At 59.5% G+C, this 20,021-nt stretch carries 17 protein-coding genes; 15 read left to right on the top strand and 2 right to left on the bottom strand.

Features of this window, described 5'->3' with window-relative positions:
• The first annotated feature begins 41 nt into the window (after window positions 1-41).
• From minD to JFT86_RS28640, 7 genes are all read left to right on the top strand, one after another.
• Window positions 42-854, top strand: coding sequence for a septum site-determining protein MinD (gene minD / locus JFT86_RS28670; protein WP_201239369.1), 813 nt, complete (start codon window positions 42-44; stop codon window positions 852-854).
• Window positions 854-1,108: a cell division topological specificity factor MinE gene (gene minE, locus JFT86_RS28665; protein WP_003223146.1), complete on the top strand. Its 255-nt coding sequence runs from the start codon at window positions 854-856 to the stop codon at window positions 1,106-1,108. The genes minD and minE overlap by 1 nt, the downstream gene beginning before the upstream one ends.
• 91 nt (window positions 1,109-1,199) lie before the next feature.
• Complete coding sequence (locus JFT86_RS28660) at window positions 1,200-1,835, top strand: RluA family pseudouridine synthase (protein WP_007960625.1); 636 nt, start codon at window positions 1,200-1,202, stop codon at window positions 1,833-1,835.
• A 161-nt stretch (window positions 1,836-1,996) separates the two neighbouring features.
• Window positions 1,997-3,286, top strand: coding sequence for a M18 family aminopeptidase (locus JFT86_RS28655; RefSeq protein ID WP_034151767.1), 1,290 nt, complete (start codon window positions 1,997-1,999; stop codon window positions 3,284-3,286).
• A gap of 237 nt (window positions 3,287-3,523) precedes the next feature.
• On the top strand, window positions 3,524-3,700 hold the full coding sequence (locus JFT86_RS28650) for a hypothetical protein (RefSeq protein WP_177431475.1): 177 nt from the start codon (window positions 3,524-3,526) through the stop codon (window positions 3,698-3,700).
• Between the two features lie 77 nt (window positions 3,701-3,777).
• Window positions 3,778-5,931, top strand: a complete 2,154-nt coding sequence (locus JFT86_RS28645) for a mechanosensitive ion channel family protein (protein WP_201239368.1) — start codon at window positions 3,778-3,780, stop codon at window positions 5,929-5,931.
• 68 nt (window positions 5,932-5,999) lie between these two features.
• Window positions 6,000-7,334, top strand: a complete 1,335-nt coding sequence (locus JFT86_RS28640; RefSeq protein ID WP_201239367.1) for an amidohydrolase — start codon at window positions 6,000-6,002, stop codon at window positions 7,332-7,334.
• A gap of 902 nt (window positions 7,335-8,236) precedes the next feature.
• Here JFT86_RS28640 and JFT86_RS28635 read toward each other — a convergent pair.
• Window positions 8,237-8,950 (bottom strand): UTRA domain-containing protein, encoded by a 714-nt coding sequence (locus JFT86_RS28635; RefSeq protein ID WP_201239366.1) that lies wholly within the window; start codon window positions 8,948-8,950, stop codon window positions 8,237-8,239.
• A gap of 351 nt (window positions 8,951-9,301) precedes the next feature.
• Here JFT86_RS28635 and JFT86_RS28630 point away from each other — a divergent pair, with 351 nt between their 5' ends.
• The 6 genes from JFT86_RS28630 (at window position 9,302) to JFT86_RS28605 (ending at window position 14,738) form a co-directional block, all read left to right on the top strand.
• On the top strand, window positions 9,302-10,369 hold the full coding sequence (locus JFT86_RS28630) for an extracellular solute-binding protein (RefSeq protein ID WP_201239365.1): 1,068 nt from the start codon (window positions 9,302-9,304) through the stop codon (window positions 10,367-10,369).
• Between the two features lie 181 nt (window positions 10,370-10,550).
• The gene (locus tag JFT86_RS28625; protein WP_201239364.1) at window positions 10,551-11,357 is read left to right on the top strand and encodes an alkaline phosphatase family protein; all 807 of its coding nucleotides are present in this window, start codon (window positions 10,551-10,553) and stop codon (window positions 11,355-11,357) included.
• 5 nt (window positions 11,358-11,362) lie between these two features.
• The gene (locus JFT86_RS28620; protein WP_201239420.1) at window positions 11,363-12,199 is read left to right on the top strand and encodes an ABC transporter permease subunit; all 837 of its coding nucleotides are present in this window, start codon (window positions 11,363-11,365) and stop codon (window positions 12,197-12,199) included.
• Window positions 12,186-12,986: an ABC transporter permease gene (locus JFT86_RS28615; protein ID WP_103307247.1), complete on the top strand. Its 801-nt coding sequence runs from the start codon at window positions 12,186-12,188 to the stop codon at window positions 12,984-12,986. The genes JFT86_RS28620 and JFT86_RS28615 overlap by 14 nt, the downstream gene beginning before the upstream one ends.
• Window positions 12,983-13,972, top strand: a complete 990-nt coding sequence (locus JFT86_RS28610) for an ABC transporter ATP-binding protein (protein WP_201239363.1) — start codon at window positions 12,983-12,985, stop codon at window positions 13,970-13,972. The genes JFT86_RS28615 and JFT86_RS28610 overlap by 4 nt, the downstream gene beginning before the upstream one ends.
• 112 nt (window positions 13,973-14,084) lie before the next feature.
• Window positions 14,085-14,738 carry an HAD family hydrolase gene (locus tag JFT86_RS28605; protein WP_201239362.1) on the top strand — a complete coding sequence of 218 codons (654 nt, stop codon included), beginning with the start codon at window positions 14,085-14,087 and terminating at the stop codon, window positions 14,736-14,738.
• A gap of 113 nt (window positions 14,739-14,851) precedes the next feature.
• Here JFT86_RS28605 and JFT86_RS28600 read toward each other — a convergent pair whose 3' ends face one another.
• Window positions 14,852-15,814, bottom strand: coding sequence for a zinc-binding dehydrogenase (locus JFT86_RS28600; RefSeq protein WP_201239361.1), 963 nt, complete (start codon window positions 15,812-15,814; stop codon window positions 14,852-14,854).
• Window positions 15,815-15,952: 138 nt separating this feature from the next.
• Here JFT86_RS28600 and JFT86_RS28595 point away from each other — a divergent pair, with 138 nt between their 5' ends.
• Together JFT86_RS28595 and JFT86_RS28590 are read left to right on the top strand one after the other, a co-directional pair.
• Window positions 15,953-18,037, top strand: a complete 2,085-nt coding sequence (locus JFT86_RS28595) for a carboxy terminal-processing peptidase (RefSeq protein ID WP_201239360.1) — start codon at window positions 15,953-15,955, stop codon at window positions 18,035-18,037.
• Window positions 18,038-18,171: 134 nt separating this feature from the next.
• The gene (locus JFT86_RS28590) at window positions 18,172-19,962 is read left to right on the top strand and encodes a bifunctional diguanylate cyclase/phosphodiesterase (RefSeq protein ID WP_201239359.1); all 1,791 of its coding nucleotides are present in this window, start codon (window positions 18,172-18,174) and stop codon (window positions 19,960-19,962) included.
• The last annotated feature ends 59 nt before the right edge of the window (window positions 19,963-20,021 follow it).

Genomic DNA, 20,021 nt, shown 5'->3' with positions numbered 1-20,021 from the left:
TCAGGGGCTGAACAGTCCTTCTTCCTTAGGGGTGAAACACCTTGGCCAAGATTCTCGTGGTTACATCCGGCAAGGGTGGTGTGGGTAAGACCACCACCAGCGCCGCTATCGGTACCGGCCTCGCTCTGCGCGGCCACAAAACAGTGATCGTCGACTTCGACGTGGGCTTGCGTAACCTTGACCTGATCATGGGTTGCGAGCGCCGCGTGGTGTATGACTTCGTCAACGTGGTCAACGGCGAAGCCAACCTGCAACAGGCTCTGATCAAAGACAAGCGCCTGGAAAACCTCTACGTACTGGCCGCCAGTCAGACCCGCGACAAAGACGCGCTGACCGTCGAAGGCGTGGAAAAGGTTCTGATGCAGTTGAAGGAAGACTTCGACTTCGTGGTCTGCGACTCCCCGGCGGGCATCGAGAAAGGTGCACACCTGGCCATGTATTTCGCCGACGAAGCGATCATCGTGACCAACCCGGAAGTGTCCTCGGTACGTGACTCCGACCGCATGCTCGGCCTGTTGGCGAGCAAGTCCCGTCGTGCCGAAAACGGCGAAGAGCCGATCAAGGAACACCTCCTGCTGACCCGTTACAACCCACAGCGCGTCAGTGATGGCGAAATGCTCGGCGTTGAAGACGTGAAGGAAATTCTGGCAGTGACCCTGCTGGGCGTCATCCCGGAGTCTCAGGCAGTCCTGAAGGCATCCAACTCGGGCGTCCCGGTGATTCTCGACGACCAGAGCGATGCCGGTCAGGCGTACAGCGATGCCGTTGATCGTCTGCTGGGCAAAGAAAAAGAACATCGTTTCCTCGATGTTACGAAGAAGGGATTCTTCGAGCGCCTGTTTGGAGGTAGGTAATGAACCTTTTTGACTTCTTTCGTGCCAACAAAAAGCCAAGCACTGCCTCGGTAGCGAAAGAGCGTCTACAGATCATCGTGGCGCATGAGCGCGGCCAGCGCAGCACGCCGGATTACTTGCCAGCCTTGCAGAAGGAACTGGTCGACGTGATCCGCAAGTACGTCAACATCGGCAACGACGACGTACATGTTGCACTGGAAAGCCAGGGCAGTTGCTCGATTCTGGAACTCAACATCACCCTGCCAGATCGCTGAGTCGATCCGGCAGGAACGACGGCGGTTCAGGTCCATTCCCGAAACGGAATGGCCCTGAACCGCCGTTGGCATTTGTTACGAGGCTGTTTTAATGCCGTTGTCCAACATCCGCATCATCCATCAGGACGCCGCCGTACTGGTGGTCGACAAACCCACCCTGCTGCTCTCGGTGCCCGGTCGCGCCGACGACAACAAGGACTGCCTGATTACCCGCTTGCAGGAAAACGGCTACCCGGAAGCACGCATCGTCCATCGCCTGGACTGGGAAACCTCCGGGATCATTCTGCTGGCCCGTGACGCTGACACCCACCGCGAACTGTCGCGCCAGTTTCACGACCGCGAAACCGAAAAGGCCTACACCGCGTTGGCCTGGGGCCAGCCGGAACTGGACAGTGGCAGTATCGATTTGCCGCTGCGCTACGACCCGCCAACCAAGCCGCGCCACGTGGTCGATCATGAATTCGGCAAGCATGCACTGACCTTCTGGCGTGTGCTGGAACGTTGTGGCGACTGGTGCCGCGTCGAGCTGACACCGATCACCGGCCGCTCGCACCAGTTACGCGTGCACATGCTGTCGATCGGTCATCCGTTGCTCGGCGATGGCCTCTACGCCCACGAACAAGCCCTCGCTGCCTGGCCGCGCCTGTGCCTGCACGCGAGCATGCTCAGCTTCACCCATCCGCAAACCGGTGAACGCCTGCGCTTCGAGTGCCCGGCACCGTTCTGACCGTACCCTCTGTAGGAGCTGCCGCAGGCTGCGATCTTTTGATCTTATAAACAGCAAGATCAAAAGATCGCAGCCTGCGGCAGCTCCTACAGGGATCCGGTGCAGATTCAATTCCCTGGTCAATGCGTTAAACTCCCGGCCATTGCTGTCTGGAGTTTCTTATGCGCGAAGAGTTGAACCAAGGCCTGATCGACTTTCTCAAGGCCTCCCCTACCCCGTTCCACGCCACTGCCAGCCTTGTTCAACGTCTGGAGGCCGCCGGTTACGTGCGCCTCGACGAGCGCGAGCCATGGACTACCGAGCCTAACGGCCGCTATTACGTCACCCGCAACGACTCCTCGATCGTCGCAATCAAAATGGGCCGTACTTCGCCACTGCACGGCGGCATCCGCCTGGTCGGCGCGCACACTGACAGCCCATGTCTGCGGGTCAAACCGCAACCGGAGCTGCAGCGTCAGGGTTTCTGGCAACTGGGCGTCGAAGTCTACGGCGGTGCGCTGCTGGCCCCGTGGTTCGACCGCGATCTGTCGCTGGCCGGCCGCGTGACCTTCCGCCGCGATGGTAAAGTCGAGAGCCAGTTGATCGACTTCAAGGCACCGATCGCGATCATTCCCAACCTGGCCATCCACCTCAATCGCGAGGCCAACCAAGGCTGGGCGATCAACGCACAGACCGAACTGCCGCCGATCCTCGCGCAGTTTGCCGGTGACGAGCGCGTCGATTTCCGCGCCGTGCTCACCGATCAACTGGCCCGCGAACATGGCCTCAACGCCGACGTGGTGCTCGATTACGAGCTGAGTTTCTACGACACGCAAAGCGCTGCGGTGATTGGCCTGAACGGCGATTTCATTGCCGGCGCGCGCCTCGACAACCTGCTGTCGTGCTACGCCGGTCTGCAAGCTCTGCTCACTGCCGAAACCGACGAAACCTGCGTGCTGGTGTGCAACGACCACGAAGAAGTCGGCTCCTGCTCGGCCTGCGGTGCCGACGGCCCGATGCTCGAACAGACCCTGCGCCGCCTGCTGCCGGAAGGTGACGAGTTCGTCCGCACCATTCAAAAGTCCCTGCTGGTCTCGGCCGACAACGCCCACGGCGTGCACCCGAACTACGCCGAGAAGCACGACGCCAACCACGGCCCGAAACTCAACGCCGGCCCGGTGATCAAGGTCAACAGCAACCAGCGCTACGCCACCAACAGCGAAACCGCCGGGTTCTTCCGTCATCTGTGCATGGCCGAAGAAGTCCCGGTGCAAAGCTTCGTGGTACGCAGCGACATGGGCTGCGGCTCGACCATCGGCCCGATCACCGCCAGCCACCTGGGCGTGCGCACCGTCGATATCGGTCTGCCGACTTTCGCCATGCACTCGATTCGCGAGCTGTGCGGCAGCCATGACCTGGCGCACCTGGTCAAAGTGCTGAGCGCGTTCTACGCCTGCCGCGAATTGCCGTAATCCCTGCTTTTGTGGCGAGGGAGCTTGCTCCCGCTGGGCTGCGAAGCAGCCCCGACCTGCCGCCGCGATGATCAGTCATATCGCGAACTCAGGTATTGCGACTGCTACGCAGTCGAGCGGGAGCAAGCTCCCTCGCCACACGATCAAAGCAAAACCGGCTCATTTCTGATACACATCAGAACTGCTCAATCAAAACCGGCCTAGACTTAAATCATCCCTTCAGACAAGGCAGTCTTCATGATCTCGATGTCTTCGTTCCACGCCATGCTCATTCCCATCCTGTGCGGAATGATCCTGCTGGCGATCGGCTTTAACTTCCGCGACAAAAACGCCGGTGTCTTTGCCATGTGGATCGGTATGCTGATGATTCTCGCCACCGTGGTGTACAAGATCCTCGCCAAACTCAACGAATAAATCCGCGCCCGACTCGCATTGAGTCAGGCGGGCTCGTACACTCCAGCGAATCCGCCCGTTGCGAGGTTGACCGCCTAGTGTTTGCTCGTCTTTTTGCCCTGCCCTGCTTTTTACTTATCTGCCTGATGACGCTGCTGCCCGTGGCGCCTGCCCACGCAGTCGGTCTGCCGGGCCTGCTCAACACCAGCAAGACACAGCCCGAGGCGCAGGAACCGCTGGGGCAATCCCTCGACGAAGTCATCAAGTCGCTGGAAAATGACAAGCAACGTGCGCAGTTGCTGAGCGATCTGAAGAAACTCCGTGACGCCACGAAAAAAGCCCAGGCCTCTCCCGAAGAAGGCGTACTCGGGCTGATTGGCGGCACGCTGGCCAATTTCGAAAAACAATTCTCCGGCGCCGACAGCCCGCTCAATCGCTGGTCCAACGAATTCGATCTGGCCAAGGATGAGCTGAAAGCAATGATGCTCCCGGCCAGTGAATGGCTGCCGATCATCTTCGGCTTTGCGGTGATCCTGATGGTCTGGAGCCTGCTCGCCGCCGCGCTGATCTGGCTCGGTCACCGGGTGCGCATGCGTTTCGGCCTCACCGAAGAATTGCCGCAACACCCCAAGGCCCTCGACATGCTGCGCTTCGCATTGCGCAAACTCGGGCCATGGCTGATCGCCCTGGTAATGACCGTTTACATGAGCTACGCCTTGCCGTCGTCGCTGGGCAAAAGCCTGGCGATGGTGCTGGCCTATGCGCTGGTGGTCGGCACGTGTTTCTCGGCGATCTGCGTAATCGCGTTCTCCTTGCTCGACGGCCCGCATCGCCATCGCGCGCTCTACATCCTGCGCCATCAGGCGTTCCGACCGTTGTGGCTGATCGGCAGCTTCGCCGCGTTTGGTGAAGCGCTGAACGACCCGCGCCTGATCGAGAGCCTCGGCGTACACCTGGCGCACACCGCAGCGACCGTCGCCAATGTCCTCGCCGCACTGTCGACCGGTTTGTTCATCCTGCGTTTCCGCCGACCGATTGCCCACCTGATCCGTAACCAACCGTTGTCGCGGCGCCTGACGCGCCGCGCCCTCAGCGACACCATCGAAATCCTCGGCACCTTCTGGTACATGCCCGCACTGGTGCTGGTCGGGATCTCGCTGTTCGCCACCTTCGTCTCCGCCGGCGACACCAGCACCGCGCTGCGCCAGTCGCTGATCTGCACCGTGTTGCTGGTGTTGTGCATGGTGATCAATGGATTGGTACGCCGACATTCGCTGAAACCGCAACGCGGGGCGAAACGTCACGCGCTCTACTCCGAGCGCCTGAAAAACTTCTTCTATACCCTCGCGCATCTGCTGGTATGGCTGGCGTTCATCGAACTGGGCTTGCGCGTGTGGGGCCAGTCGCTGATCGGATTTGCCGAAGGCGAAGGCCATGACGTCAGCGTCAAACTGTTCAGCCTGATCGGCACATTGATCTTCTCCTGGCTGATCTGGATCCTCGCCGACACCGCCGTCCATCACGCCCTCACCCGCTCACGAAAAGGCCTGGCCAACGCCCGCGCACAGACAATGATGCCGCTGATCCGCAACGTGCTGTTCGTGGCGATTTTCATCATTGCGTTGATCGTCGCCTTGGCGAACATGGGCATGAACGTCACGCCACTGCTGGCCGGTGCCGGTGTCATCGGTCTGGCCATCGGTTTCGGTGCGCAGTCGCTGGTCGCGGATTTGATCACCGGCCTGTTCATCATCATCGAAGACTCCCTGGCCATCGATGACTACGTCGACGTCGGTGGCCACCTCGGTACCGTCGAAGGCCTGACCATCCGCACCGTGCGCCTGCGCGACATCGACGGCATCGTCCACACGATTCCGTTCAGCGAAATCAAAAGCATCAAAAACTACTCGCGGGAATTCGGTTACGCGATTTTCCGCGTGGCCGTGCCGTACAACATGGAAATCGACGACGCGATCAAACTGATGCGCGAAGTCGGCCAGAAAATGCGCACCGATCCGTTGCAACGCCGCAACATCTGGTCGCCGCTGGAGATTCAGGGTGTGGAGAGTTTTGAGTCCGGCAGCGCGATTCTGCGCGCCCGCTTCAAGACCGCGCCGATCAAACAATGGGAAGTTTCCCGGGCCTTCAACCTGTCGCTCAAACGCCATCTCGACGAGGCAGGGCTGGATCTGGCGACGCCGAGAATGAGTGTGCAAGTGATCACTGCTGGCGGTGGCCTGCCGAAGGAATAGCACTTAGGCATGAGGTTCGGGTCACAGGCAGGGAAGCCAAAAAAAAATAATAACCATGGAGAAACCCGATGCAGCTGACACGCATTGCCCAAGCTGTGCTGTTCACCTTTTTCGCCAGCAACGCCGTCGCGGCGACAATGGACAGCACCCGCGAACAGATCGCCGCACAAGCCAAACAGCTTGAACCCGAACTACTGGAAACCCGCCGCGACATCCACGCCCACCCGGAACTCGGCAACAGCGAAAAACGCACGTCGGAACTGGTCGCCAAACAACTCAAAGCCATGGGCCTGGAAGTCAAAACCGGCGTCGCCCGCACCGGCGTGGTCGCCATTCTCAAAGGCGCCCTGCCCGGCCCGACCGTGGCCCTGCGCGCCGACATGGACGCGCTGCCGGTCAAGGAAGTCGCCGACCTGCCGTTCGCCTCGAAAGCCAAAGGTACCTACCTCGACAAAGAAGTCGACGTCATGCACGCCTGCGGCCACGACGCCCATACCGCGATCCTGCTCAGCACAGCGAAAATTCTCACCGGCATGCGCGACACCCTGCCCGGCACCGTGGTGTTCTATTTCCAGCCCGCCGAAGAAGGCCCCAGCGACTTCATCCCCGACGGCAAAAACACCTGGGGCGCAAAAATGATGGTCGAAGAAGGCGTGATGAAATCACCCAAACCCGACGCGGTCTTCGGCCTGCACGTCTGGGCCGGCATCCCCGCCGGCCAGATCGCCTACCGCCCCGGCGCCACCCTCGCCAGCTCCGACGACCTGCGCATCAAAATCCTCGGCAAACAAACCCACGCCGGCCGTCCCTGGGACGGCATCGACCCGATCACCGTCGGCGCACAAACCATCGTCGGCCTGCAAACCGTGGTCAGCCGCCGCACCGACATTTCGTCTTACCCCTCAGTCGTCAGCATCGGCACCATCAACGGCGGCACCCGCTACAACATCATTCCCGAATCCGTAGACATGACCGGCACCATCCGCTCCTACGACTACGGCATTCGCCAGAAACTGCATGCCGACGTGCGCCAGACCGTCGAGAAAATTGCCGAAAGCGGTGGCGCGAAAGCCGATGTGACCATCATCGAAAAATACGACCCGACCATTAACAACCCAGCGTTGACCGAAAAAATGCTGCCGACCTTGAAGTGGGCAGCCAAGGATGACGTGGTCAATGCACCGCTGGTGGGAGGCGCAGAAGACTTCTCGTTCTTCGCCAAGGAAGTACCGGGGCTGTTTGTATTTCTGGGCGTGACGCCAAGAGATCAGGACATGAGCAAGGCAGCGCCGAACCACAATCCGGGATTCTTTGTGGATGAATCGGCATTGGTGGTGGGCGTCAGGACATTGGCATCGTTGGCGACGGATTATTTGTATGCCAATGCGGGGGCTGGCAAGTAGAGAAGGGGCGACTGTGGGGGTGCTTTCGCGAGCAGGCTAGCTCCCACATTTGGACCGCGTGCAGCCTGCCAGAGAATGGTCGGCTGTCAGGCCGCCATCGCCAGCAGGCTAGCTCCCACATTTGGACCGCGTGCAGCCTGCCAGAGAATGGTCGGCTGTCAGGCCGCCATCGCCAGCAGGGCTAGCTCCCACAATGGACCGCGTGCAGCCTGCCAGAGAATGGTCGGCTGTCAGGCCGCCATCGCCAGCAGGCTAGCTCCCACATTTGGACCGCGTGCAGCCTGCCAGAGAATGGTCGGCTGCCAGGCCGCCATCGCCAGCAGGGCTAGCTCCCACAATGGACCGCGTGCAGCCTGCCAGAAAATGGTCGGCTGTCAGGCCGCCATCGCCAGCAGGCTAGCTCCCACATTTGGACCGCGTGCAGCCTGCCAGAGAATGGTCGGCTGTCAGGCCGCCATCGCCAGCAGGGCTAGCTCCCACAATGGACCGCGTGCAGCCTGCCAGAGAATGGTCGGCTGCCAGGCCGCCATCACTGTCACAAAAAAAACGAGTACACCCCAAACGCGGCGCATGCCGCCCCACTCAACACAATGAGCGTTAGCTCGAGTACCGCTCTTGATCTAGAAGGCCCGTCGGCAGGCTGAGCGGAGGGATTGATCCGGGGGTGGGAGCGCAGCGACCGTTTGGCGAAGCCAAATGCATCGAGAGGAGGTGCAGCGAAGCAAACCGTAGGCGATGCGCCCGGATCGATCCCGGAGCGAAGGAACCCGAGCCTAAGCGAGGGCCGAACGTCAGGGTAAAGCCTTTTCGGTTACCTTTTCGGCGTTTGGAAAAGGTGACCCGCCGTCAGGGCGGAACCCCAAGCAGCCGTTACCGCAGCAACGGATATCCACCCAAAACGATCAAACAACATCAACCCCCACGTGAATCGCATCATGCCGCCAAAACTCCAGATCACAATCAATCAACCGCTCATGCTGATCATAATTAACCCGAGCAATCCGCAACCCCGGACTCCCCACCGACACCCGTAAAGCCGCCGCCGCATCCACCGACAACGACGTAGGCACAATCTCAAACCGCACCCGCCCATAGTGCAAATCGTAATGCCACGCATACAACTCAGTAATCGACTGATTCAAATCAAAATCCAGAATCCCCGGAAAAAACTGCGGATTCAGATAATGCTCAACATAAAGCACCAACCGCCCATCAATCCGCCGCGACCGACAGATCTGAATCACACTCGACAACGCCGGCAACTGCAGCCACGCACACACCGCCGCCGACGCCGGTTGCAGGCGCGCCGAAATCACCTCGGTCGAAGGCACCCGCCCCTGCGCACTGACCATCGCGTGAAAATGACTACGCTGCATCAGGTTGTACGCCAGACGCGGCGGCGAAACGAACCAGCCCCGCCGCTCCTCGCGATAAATCTGCCCCTGCGCCTCCAACTGCAATAACGCCTCGCGCACAGTAATCCGCGTCGTGCCAAACAACTCACTGAGCTTGCGCTCGGCCGGCAACTTGCTGCCTGCAGCCAACAACCCGTGATCGAGCTGTTCCTGCAATACCTGGCCAATCGCTGTCACCGCTTTTGTTGCCTCATCGCGCATCAACGTTACCTATCTGGACTAGACCAGCACTGTTTCGGGGCAAAACCGCACGGCGATCGCGCCGCTTTCGAGAGTTGCAAGCCTAGGCAGTGCAGATGACCGAGAGATGACAATCCTGCTGAACGGTCGCCTAAATGACTTGCAATACATCGGCCAAGTCCCTTGCCCGCCGGGGCTTTGAGCATGGTCTACGCTTAGCGGGCAGCGGTCGAAACCGGGCAAATAAAAGGCTCGCCGGACGACCACCGACATCAAAGTGTCATCCAGCCCCCTTAAATTGGCTCAGGTATTGCTGACCTAGACCAACACAAACCGCAATCGCAGCGTTGAACACGACCAAGGAGCTTCGGAATGAAACAGCTTTTCCTGGCAACACTGTTAGGCTCGACCATTGCAATGTGCACCGCCGCGATGGCGGCCGACACCGATCTGAAAACCCTCGAAGCCGCTGCGAAAGCGGAAGGCGCCGTCAACAGCGTCGGCATGCCCGATGACTGGGCCAACTGGAAAGGCACCTGGGAAGACCTGGCCAAGACCTACGGCCTGAAACACATCGACACCGACATGAGCTCGGCTCAGGAAATCGCCAAGTTCGCTGCCGAGAAAGACAACGCCAGCGCCGACATCGGCGACGTCGGTGCAGCCTTCGGCCCGATCGCGGTCAAGCAAGGCGTGGTGCAGCCGTACAAACCGAGCACCTGGGAACAGATCCCGGCCTGGGCCAAGGACAAGGACGGCAACTGGGCACTGGCCTACACCGGCACCATCGCCTTCATCGTCAACAAAAAACTGCTGCACGGCTCCGAAGTGCCGACCAAATGGGCTGACCTCAAAGGCGGCAAATACAAGGTCTCCATCGGTGACGTGAGCACCGCTGCGCAAGCCGCCAACGGCGTACTCGCCGCTGCACTGGCCAACGGAGGCGACGAGAAAAACCTCCAGCCGGCCCTGCTGTTGTTTGCCGACATCGCCAAGCAAGGTCGCCTGTCGATGGCCAACCCGACCATCGCCACCATGGAAAAAGGCGAGATCGAAGTCGGTGTGGTCTGGGACTTCAACGGCCTGAGCTACAAGGCCAAGATGGCCAACCCGGATGACTATGTCGTGCTGATCCCGTCTGACGGTTCGGTGATTTCCGGTTACACCACGATCATCAACAAGTACGCGAAAAACCCTAACGCCGCCAAGCTGACCCGCGAATACATCTTCAGCGACGCCGGCCAGACCAATCTCGCCCGCGGTAACGCCCGTCCGATCCGCGCCGAGCACCTGCAACTGCCGGAAGACGTCAAAGCCAAACTGCTGCCAAACGAACAGTACAAAAAAGTCACGCCGATCAAAGACGCTGATGCGTGGGAAAAAACCTCCAAGGCCCTGCCGCAGAAGTGGAACGAAGAAGTCATCGTAGAGATGAAATAAAGCGGCTGATCACCACTTTGTGATCTGAAACAAATCCCCATGCAGGAGTGAGCCTGCTCGCGATAGCGGTCGAACATTCAACAACAGTCTTGACTGATCCACCGCTATCGCGAGCAGGCTCACTCCTACAGGGGATCCAGGTTGAATCTTGAATTTTCTGTTTCGCGGAGTTTTTGCCCCTATGAAGCACAACGTCATCCTTGTCGTGCTCGACGGCCTCAATTTCGAAGTCGCGCGCCACGCCATGGGGCATCTGCAGGCTTACGTTGGCGCAGGACGCGCCGCGCTCTACCAGTTGGAGTGCGAGTTGCCGGCCCTGTCCCGACCACTTTACGAATGCATCCTCACCGGCGTGCCGCCGATTGACAGCGGCATCGTCCACAACAATGTTTCGCGTCTGTCCACCCAGCGCAGCATCTATCACTACGCTCGCGACGCCGGGCTGAAAACCGCCGCTGCCGCCTATCACTGGGTCAGCGAGTTGTATAACCGCTCGCCGTTCGTGGCCGCGCGCGACCGTCATACCGACGATCCGACACTGCCGATCCAGTACGGCCACTTCTACTGGCAAGATCACTACCCGGATTCACACCTGTTCGCCGACGCCGAAAACCTGCGCTTGCGCCACGCGCCGGACTTCTTGCTGATCCACCCGATGAACATCGACGACGCCGGCCACAAGCACGGCCTCGACACCGCGCAATACCGCAACAGCGCGCGTTTCGCCGACATCTACCTCGCCGACTATGTGCAGGGCTGGCTCGACGCCGGTTATCAAGTGCTGGTGACGGCCGACCACGGCATGAACAACGACCGTTCGCACAACGGCCTGCTGCCGGAAGAGCGCCAGGTGCCGCTGTTCGTCCTCGGTGACGCCTTCAGCCTCGACGCAAACGCAGCACCGAAACAGACGGAAATCTGCGGCACGGTCTGCGAACTGCTCGGCGTGCCTCACGACAAACCTGTGTGCCGGGAGTTGCTCAAGTGAATGCCATGACTCGCGGCAAATGGCTGGCGGCCCTGTGCCTGGTGCCCTTCGCACTGTTCTTTATCGTCTTCGAAATCGCCCCGCTGGTCTGGGTGATGATCAACAGCCTGCAATCGGAAGAGTTCGGCTGGGGCATTGAAAATTTCACCAAAATCTTCAGTTCGAAGTTTTATCTGCAAGCAATCCAGTACAGCCTCGAGATCAGTTTCTGGTCGAGTGTATTCGGCATCATCATCGCCGTGCTCGGCGCCTATTCGCTGCGCCGGGTCGACTCGAAACTGCGCAATTTCGTCAATGCCTTCGCCAACATGACCAGCAACTTTGCCGGCGTGCCACTGGCCTTCGCGTTCATCATCCTGCTCGGGTTCAACGGCAGCTTCACCATCATGCTCAAGCAGGCCGGGATCATTCAGGACTTCAACCTGTACTCGAAAACCGGCCTGATCATTCTCTACACCTACTTCCAGATTCCGCTCGGCGTGTTGCTGCTCTACCCGGCCTTCGACGCTTTGCGTGAAGACTGGCGCGAGTCCGCTGCGCTGCTCGGTGCCAATGGCTGGCAGTTCTGGCGGCACATCGGTTTGCCGGTGCTGACCCCGGCGCTGCTCGGCACCTTCGTGATCCTGCTGGCCAACGCCCTCGGCGCCTACGCCACGGTGTACGCGCTGACCACCGGCAACTTCAACGTGCTGCCGATCCGTATTGCGGCGATGGTCTCCGGGGATATTTCCCTCGATCCGAACCTGGCCAGCGCCTTGGCCGTGGTACTGGTGGCGCTGATGACCATCGTCACGGTCGTGCATCAACTGCTGTTGAAGAGGAGCTACCATGTCTCGCGCTGAATCCGGCCCGGCCGGTGTCTACCACCGCGTCGTGGTCTACCTGCTGTTCGCCATCCTCTTGCTGCCACTGGCGGGCACGCTGGTCTATTCGATCGCCAGCAGTTGGTCGGCAACCATTCTGCCCAGCGGTTTCACCTTCAAGTGGTACATCCAGTTGTGGAGCGACCCGCGCTTCCTCCACGCCTTTGGCCAATCTCTGCTCGTCTGTGTCGGCGCGCTGGTGCTGTCAGTGGTGCTGATCCTGCCGCTGCTGTTTGTGGTGCATTACCACTTCCCGAAACTCGATGCGCTGATGAACATCCTGATCCTGCTGCCCTTCGCGGTGCCGCCCGTGGTGTCTTCGGTGGGCCTGTTGCAACTGTACGGTTCCGGGCCGATGGCGATGGTCGGGACGCCGTGGATTCTGATCGGTTGCTACTTCACCGTGGCGCTGCCGTTCATGTACCGGGCGATCACCAACAACCTGCAAGCGATCAACCTGCGCGACCTGATGGACGCCGCGCAACTGCTCGGCGCCAGCACCTTTCAAGCGGCGTTTCTGGTGGTGCTGCCGAACCTGCGCAAAGGCCTGATGGTCGCGTTGCTGCTGTCGTTCTCGTTCCTGTTCGGTGAATTCGTCTTCGCCAACATCCTCGTCGGCACCCGCTACGAAACCCTGCAGGTCTATCTGAACAACATGCGCAACAGCAGCGGCCACTTCACCAGCGCCCTGGTTATTTCGTATTTCTTTTTCGTGCTGGTCCTGACCTGGATCGCCAACATTTTGAACAAGGACAAAAGCGAATGAGCTATGTCAGCGTCCAACACCTGCAAAAGAATTACGCTGGCACCACGGTGTTCAGCGACATCAACTGCGAAATCAACAAGGGCGAATTCGTCACCCTGCTCGGCCCGTCCGGTTGCGGCAAATCCACGCTGTTGCGCTGCATCGCCGGCCTGACGTCGGTGGATGGCGGCAAGATTCTGCTGGATGGCGTCGATATCGTGCCGTTGAGTCCGCAGAAACGCGGGATCGGCATGGTGTTTCAGAGCTATGCCCTGTTCCCCAACATGACCGTCGAACAGAACGTTGCATTCGGTCTGCGCATGCAAAAGGTCAATGCCGACGACAGCCATAAACGCGTTGCCGAAGTGTTGAAACTGGTTGAACTGAACGACTTCGCCAGCCGCTATCCGCATCAACTTTCTGGTGGCCAGTGCCAGCGTGTCGCCCTCGCCCGCTCGCTGGTCACCCGCCCGCGTCTGTTGTTGCTGGATGAGCCGCTGTCGGCACTCGATGCACGGATTCGTAAACATCTGCGCGAACAGATCCGGCAGATCCAGCGCGAACTTGGCCTGACCACGATTTTCGTCACACACGATCAGGAAGAAGCGCTGACCATGTCTGATCGCATTTTCCTGATGAATCAGGGAAAAATCGTACAGAGCGGCGACGCCGAAACCCTCTATACCGCGCCAGTCGATGTATTCGCAGCCGGTTTCATCGGCAACTACAACCTGCTCGATGCCGACAGCGCCTCGAAACTGTTGCAGCGCCCGATCAACCACCGTATCGCCATCCGCCCGGAAGCCATCGAACTGAGCCTGAACGGCGAACTCGACGCACAGATCCGCAGCCACAGCCTGCTCGGCAATGTCATCCGTTATCGCGTCGAAGCCCGTGGCGTGGAACTGGTGGTCGATGTGCTTAACCGCTCGGCCGCCGATCTGCACCCCGATGGTCAGCGTCTGGCACTTTCCATCGATCCGACGGCCCTGTGTGAGGTAGCTTAAAAAGTAGCTGCAAACGTCGAGCGACTAGCTTCAGGTTGTAGACTGCGGTGTACTTGATTCCAATTCTTGCAGCTCGAAGCTTGTAGCTCGCAGCTGTTCTCGGAGAGAACTGATGGCCCTGGCAATTTTTGATCTGGACGAAACCCTGATCCACGGCGACTGCGCCACCTTGTGGAGTGAACAGATGGGACGTCTGGGCTGGGTCGATCCCGAATCGTTCATGCGCAAGAACAATGAGCTGATGGACGCTTACAGCCATGGCAAATTGCGCATGGAAGACTACATGGAATTCAGCCTCGAACCCTTGATCGGCCGTACGCCGGAAGAGGTCGAGCACCTTGTCGGTCCGTGGGTCGAAGACTTCATCGAACCGATCATCTTCAGCGACGCGACCAAAACCATCGCCGCCCACCGCAAGGCCGGCGACCGGATTCTGGTGATCTCGGCTTCGGGCACCCACCTGGTCAAACCGATTGCTGACCGACTGGGTATCGATGAAATTCTCGGCATCGAACTGGAAGTCGCGCATGGCGTGTACAGCGGCCACACCGTGGGCACCCTGACCTATCGCGAAGGCAAGATTACGCGGTTGCTGGAATGGCTGGATGCTGAAGAGGAAAATCTGGAAGGCGCGAGTTTCTATTCCGACTCACGCAATGATTTGCCGCTGCTGCTGAAAGTGGATTTCCCGCATGTGGTGAATCCGGATCCGGTTCTGCTTGAGCACGCTCAACAGGCTAACTGGCCGATCCATCTCTGGAAATAACGGAGATCACATGTAGGAGTGAGCCTGCTCGCGATGGCGGTCTGTCAGACAACATCAATGCTGACTGACAGACCGCCATCGCGAGCAGGCTCACTCCTACAGGGTTTGCGTTCTCAGCTCAAACTGTCGTCAATCACCAACACCAGTTTCCCGGATACGGTATTGCTCGCCAACTCGGCAAACGCCGCCTCGGCATCCTTCACCGGAAAAGCCTTGGCCAACTGCGGACTCAAGCGCCCTTCGGCAAACAGCGGCCACACATGCTGGCTCAGGTCACTGAACAGATCCGCCTTGAACTGATCGTCACGACTGCGCAGCGTCGAGCCCAGCAATTGCACACGCTTGGCCAACACCTGCGCCAAATCGAGTTTCGCCTCGCGGCCACCCATCAACCCGATCAACACCCAACGCCCGTCCAGCGCCATCAACTTGAGATTGAGCGCCGAATAATTGCCGCCGACCGGATCCAAAATCACATCGAACGGCCCGAAGTCGCGCAGGCTTTCCAGATCATCGGTACGAATCACCCCGCCCTGGGCTCCCAGCGCTTCACAGTAAGCCAAACGCTCGGTCGAGCCGACGCTGACCCAACAGGGGTTGCCAAACGCCTTGCACAACTGAATGGCCGCTGAACCGATTCCACTTGCCCCGGCGTGCAAGAGAACTTTCTCACCCGGTTTGAGTGCCGCAAGTTGAAACACATTCAGCCAGACTGTTGCATAAACCTCAGGTAATGCCGCGGCTTCGATCAGCGATACACCTTCGGGCACCAGCAGCACGTGCCGTCCGTCGACGACCACCTCTTCGGCCATGCCGCCCCCGGCCAGCAAGGCGCAGACCCGGTCGCCCACCTGCCACGAACTGCCCGCACCGACCTCGCTGATCACCCCGGAACACTCCAGACCGAGCACTTGGCTGGCGCCGGGCGGCGGCGGATAAAGCCCTGCCTTCTGTAATAAATCGGCGCGATTGAGGCCGGCAGCCGCCACGCGAATGCGGACTTGTCCTACATCACACGTAGGACTCGGCTCTTCAACCCATGCCACTTGACCTTCCACGCCTTGCAATGCCTTCACAGTGCCTCCATAGTGAGTCTGGACTGAGCCCGAAGCTGTAGCGCCGGGCTTTTTGCATTATGCGACCGGCTCTCGTAGAACCGGCGACTTCAAAGACGGCCTAATATGCGTTATCAATTGTCCCCGCGTCGAATCAGCATGAAGCATTTGCTCCCCAGCACCGCCCTCGCTCTTTTCATCGGTATCGGCCTGTTGCCGGTGTCGGGCAGTACATTCGCAGCCAACAGCTGGGACAAGTTGCAGCCTGATCGCGATGAAGTCATCGCCAGCCTGAACGTCGTCGAGTTGCTCAAGCGTCACCACTACAGCAAGCCGCCGCTCGACGATGCGCGCTCGGTGATCATCTACGACAGCTACCTCAAGCTGCTGGATCCGTCGCGCAGCTATTTCATGGCCAGCGACATCGCCGAATTCGACAAGTGGAAGACCCAGTTCGACGACTTCCTCAAAAGCGGCGACCTCAACGCCGGGTTCACCATCTACAAGCGCTATCTCGACCGCGTCAAGGCGCGTCTGGACTTCGCCCTTGCCGAGCTGAACAAAGGCGTCGACCAGATGGACTTCACCACCAAGGAAACCTTGCTGATCGATCGCAAGGACGCCCCTTGGCTCAAATCCACCGCGGAACTCGATGACCTCTGGCGCAAACGCGTCAAGGACGAAGTACTGCGGATGAAGATCGCCGGCAAAGAGCCGAAGCAGATCCAGGAAACCCTGACCAAGCGCTACAAGAACCAGTTGGCGCGCCTGGACCAGACCCGTCCGGAAGACATCTTCCAGGCGTACATCAACACCTTCGCGATGTCCTACGACCCGCACACCAACTATCTGTCGCCGGATAACGCGGAAAACTTCGACATCAACATGAGCCTGTCCCTCGAGGGCATCGGCGCCGTGTTGCAGAGCGACAACGACCAGGTGAAAGTCGTGCGTCTGGTGCCAGCAGGCCCGGCTGACAAGACCAAACAGGTCGCTCCGGCCGACAAGATCATTGGTGTAGCCCAAGGCAACAAAGAGATGGTCGACGTGGTCGGCTGGCGTCTGGACGAAGTGGTCAAACTGATCCGTGGTCCGAAGGGCACCGTCGTGCGCCTGGAAGTGATTCCGGCGAGCAACGCGCCGAACGACCAGACCACCAAGATCGTGCCGATCACCCGTGAAGCGGTGAAGCTCGAAGACCAGGCCGTGAAGAAGTCCATCCTCAACCTGAAACAGGACGGCAAGGACTACAAACTCGGCGTCATCGAGATCCCGGCCTTCTACCTCGACTTCAAGGCGTTCCGTGCCGGTGATCCGGACTACAAGAGCACCACGCGTGACGTCAAGAAACTGCTGACCGAACTGCAGAAAGACAAAGTCGATGGCGTGGTCATCGACCTGCGCAACAACGGCGGCGGTTCTTTGCAGGAAGCCACCGAACTGACCAGTCTGTTCATCGACAAGGGCCCGACCGTACTCGTGCGTAACGCCGATGGCCGCGTTGACGTACTCGAAGATGAAAACCCGGGGGCGTTCTACAAAGGTCCGATGGCGCTGTTGGTCAATCGTTTGTCCGCCTCGGCTTCGGAGATCTTCGCCGGCGCCATGCAGGACTATCACCGTGCGCTGATCATCGGTGGCCAGACCTTCGGCAAAGGCACCGTGCAGACTATTCAGCCGCTGAACCATGGCGAACTGAAACTGACCCTGGCCAAGTTCTACCGGGTTTCCGGTCAGAGCACCCAGCATCAGGGCGTCCTGCCGGACATCGACTACCCGTCGCTGATCGACACCAAGGAAATCGGCGAGAGCGCCCTGCCGGAAGCCATGCCGTGGGACACCATCCGCGCGGCGATCAAACCGGCAGCTGATCCGTTCAAACCGTACCTGGCACAGCTCAAGTCCGAGCATGACACGCGCACCGCCAAGGATGCCGAGTTCGTGTTCATCCGTGACAAGCTGGCGCTGGCGCAGAAACTGATGGAAGAAAAAACCGTCAGCCTCAATGAAGCCGATCGCCGTGCCCAGCACGCGGACATCGACGCCAAGCAACTGGTGATGGAGAACATCCGTCGCAAGGCCAAAGGCGAAGAGCCGCTCAAAGAGCTGAAGAAAGAAGACGACGACGCCCTCGCCGCCGCCGAGCCGGACAAGGTCAAGCCGGAAGACGATGCCTATTTGAGCGAAACCGGGCGCGTGCTGCTGGATTACCTGAAGCTGAGCAATCAGGTAGCGAAGAAGTAAAGTGATGGCAATTTAATGCTGACGATCCCCGGATCGTCATCAAACAGTCATCATTCTGTCGTGCAATAAAGGACTGGGAGCCACTCTCTTCATCGAGAACGCTCCCAGTCCTTTTTTTATCGCCAGAGATTGCCATGACCACGACCGAACAGCTGAGTGCCTTGAGCTCGATCCTGACTCAAAGCGGATTGCACAGCCTGTTCCAGCCGATCATCTGTCTCTCCGAACGGCGCATCCTCGGTTACGAAGCCCTGACTCGCGGCCCTTCCAACAGCCCTCTGCACTCGCCCATCGCGCTGTTCGCCGTGGCGCGTCAGGCCGGGCGCCTGAGTGAACTGGAAATCGCCTGCCGCCAGAGCGCTTGCCGTCGTTTCAATGAACAGCAACTGCCGGGCAAGCTGTTTCTCAACGTCTCGCCGGAGTCCTTGCTTGAGGCTGCGCACCAGCCGGGGCGTACGTTGCAATTGCTGCAGGACTTCGGCATTCCGCCAAGTCAGGTGGTCATCGAACTGACCGAACAGACGCCGATCGATGACTTCCAGCTGCTGCAAACCGCCTTGCATCACTATCGGGCCATGGGTTTTTCGATTGCGCTGGATGACCTCGGTGCCGGGTATTCGAGCCTGCGCTTGTGGTCAGAACTGCGTCCGGATTACGTGAAAATCGACCGGCACTTTATCGACGGTATTCATCAGGATGCGTTGAAGCGGGAGTTCGTTGGATCGATCCTGCAAATCGCCAAGGCGTCGCGGGCGCAAGTCATTGCTGAAGGTATTGAATTGCCCGAAGAGTTGGCGGTGCTGACCGAGATGGGTGTCGACCTGGTCCAGGGCTACTTGCTCGGCCGACCACAGGAACATCCACCCCGGGACGCGCGGGCCTTGATGCCCAAACACGACAGCAGCGCCGTAGCGCTGAACGACGAAGGCAGCGACCTCAGCGCCCTGCTCAACGACCAACCGGCCGTGCATCGCGACACGCCGACCGCCACCGTGCTGGAAGCCTTCCGCCGCCAGGCGAACCTCAACTCACTGGCCGTCCTCGACGAACAAGGCCAGCCGTGCGGCATCGTTCACCGCTACTCGCTGTCGGATGCCCTGCTCAAACCCTTCGCCACCGACCTGTTCGCGCGCAAACCGATCAGCCGACTGATGAACGACGATTTCCTCGCCGTGGAAATGAGCCAGTCGCTGCAACAGGTCAGCCGCCTGATCACCAGCCGCGCCCGCCAACGCATCGAAGAAGACTTCATCATCACCCTCAACGGCGGCTACCTCGGCCTCGGCCGGGTGATCGACGTACTCAAACTGATCACCGAACTGAAAATCCAGCAGGCCCGCTACGCCAACCCACTGACCCTACTGCCCGGCAACGTCCCCATCCAGCAATGCCTGACGCGATTGTTGCAACAAGGGCGCGAATCGATCATCTGCTACGTCGACATCGACAGCTTCAAACCCTTCAATGACATCTACGGCTACGGCCGTGGCGACGAAGTGCTGCTGTGCCTGGCGCAATGCCTCAACGAACGCGTCGACCCGTCGCGCGACTTCGTCGGCCACATCGGCGGCGACGACTTCCTCCTCGTCCTTGGTCCGGAAGACTGGCGCAAACGCCTGAACCAGTTGCTTGATGATTTTCAAAGCCAATGCCGGCGTTTCTACCGCCCTGAGCATCTTGAGGCTGGCTGCTTTATTGCTCCCAACCGACAAGGGATTCGCCAGGAATTTCCGCTGCTGTCCCTTTCTATCGGGGTCGTCCATTTACACCCGGAAGCCTGCGCGCAACTCGATGCCAGCCAGCTTGCGGAGATGGCTTCGCAGGCGAAGCATCATGCGAAGAATGTTCCGGGGTATAGCGTGCATTTGCTTGATAGCCTCACTGCCCCCGATCTCCATACCCCGCAGGTAATCGGTCAACGCTGATCCTCCAAATAACATACATCTATGTGGGAGCGGGATTGCCTGCGAAGGGGACTGTCATG

The organism is Pseudomonas sp. TH06, from assembly GCF_016651305.1.
Taxonomy (GTDB): Bacteria; Pseudomonadota; Gammaproteobacteria; order Pseudomonadales; family Pseudomonadaceae; genus Aquipseudomonas.
Note: the sequence above shows the minus strand (reverse complement) of the source record. Positions and strands in the feature narration are given on the sequence as shown.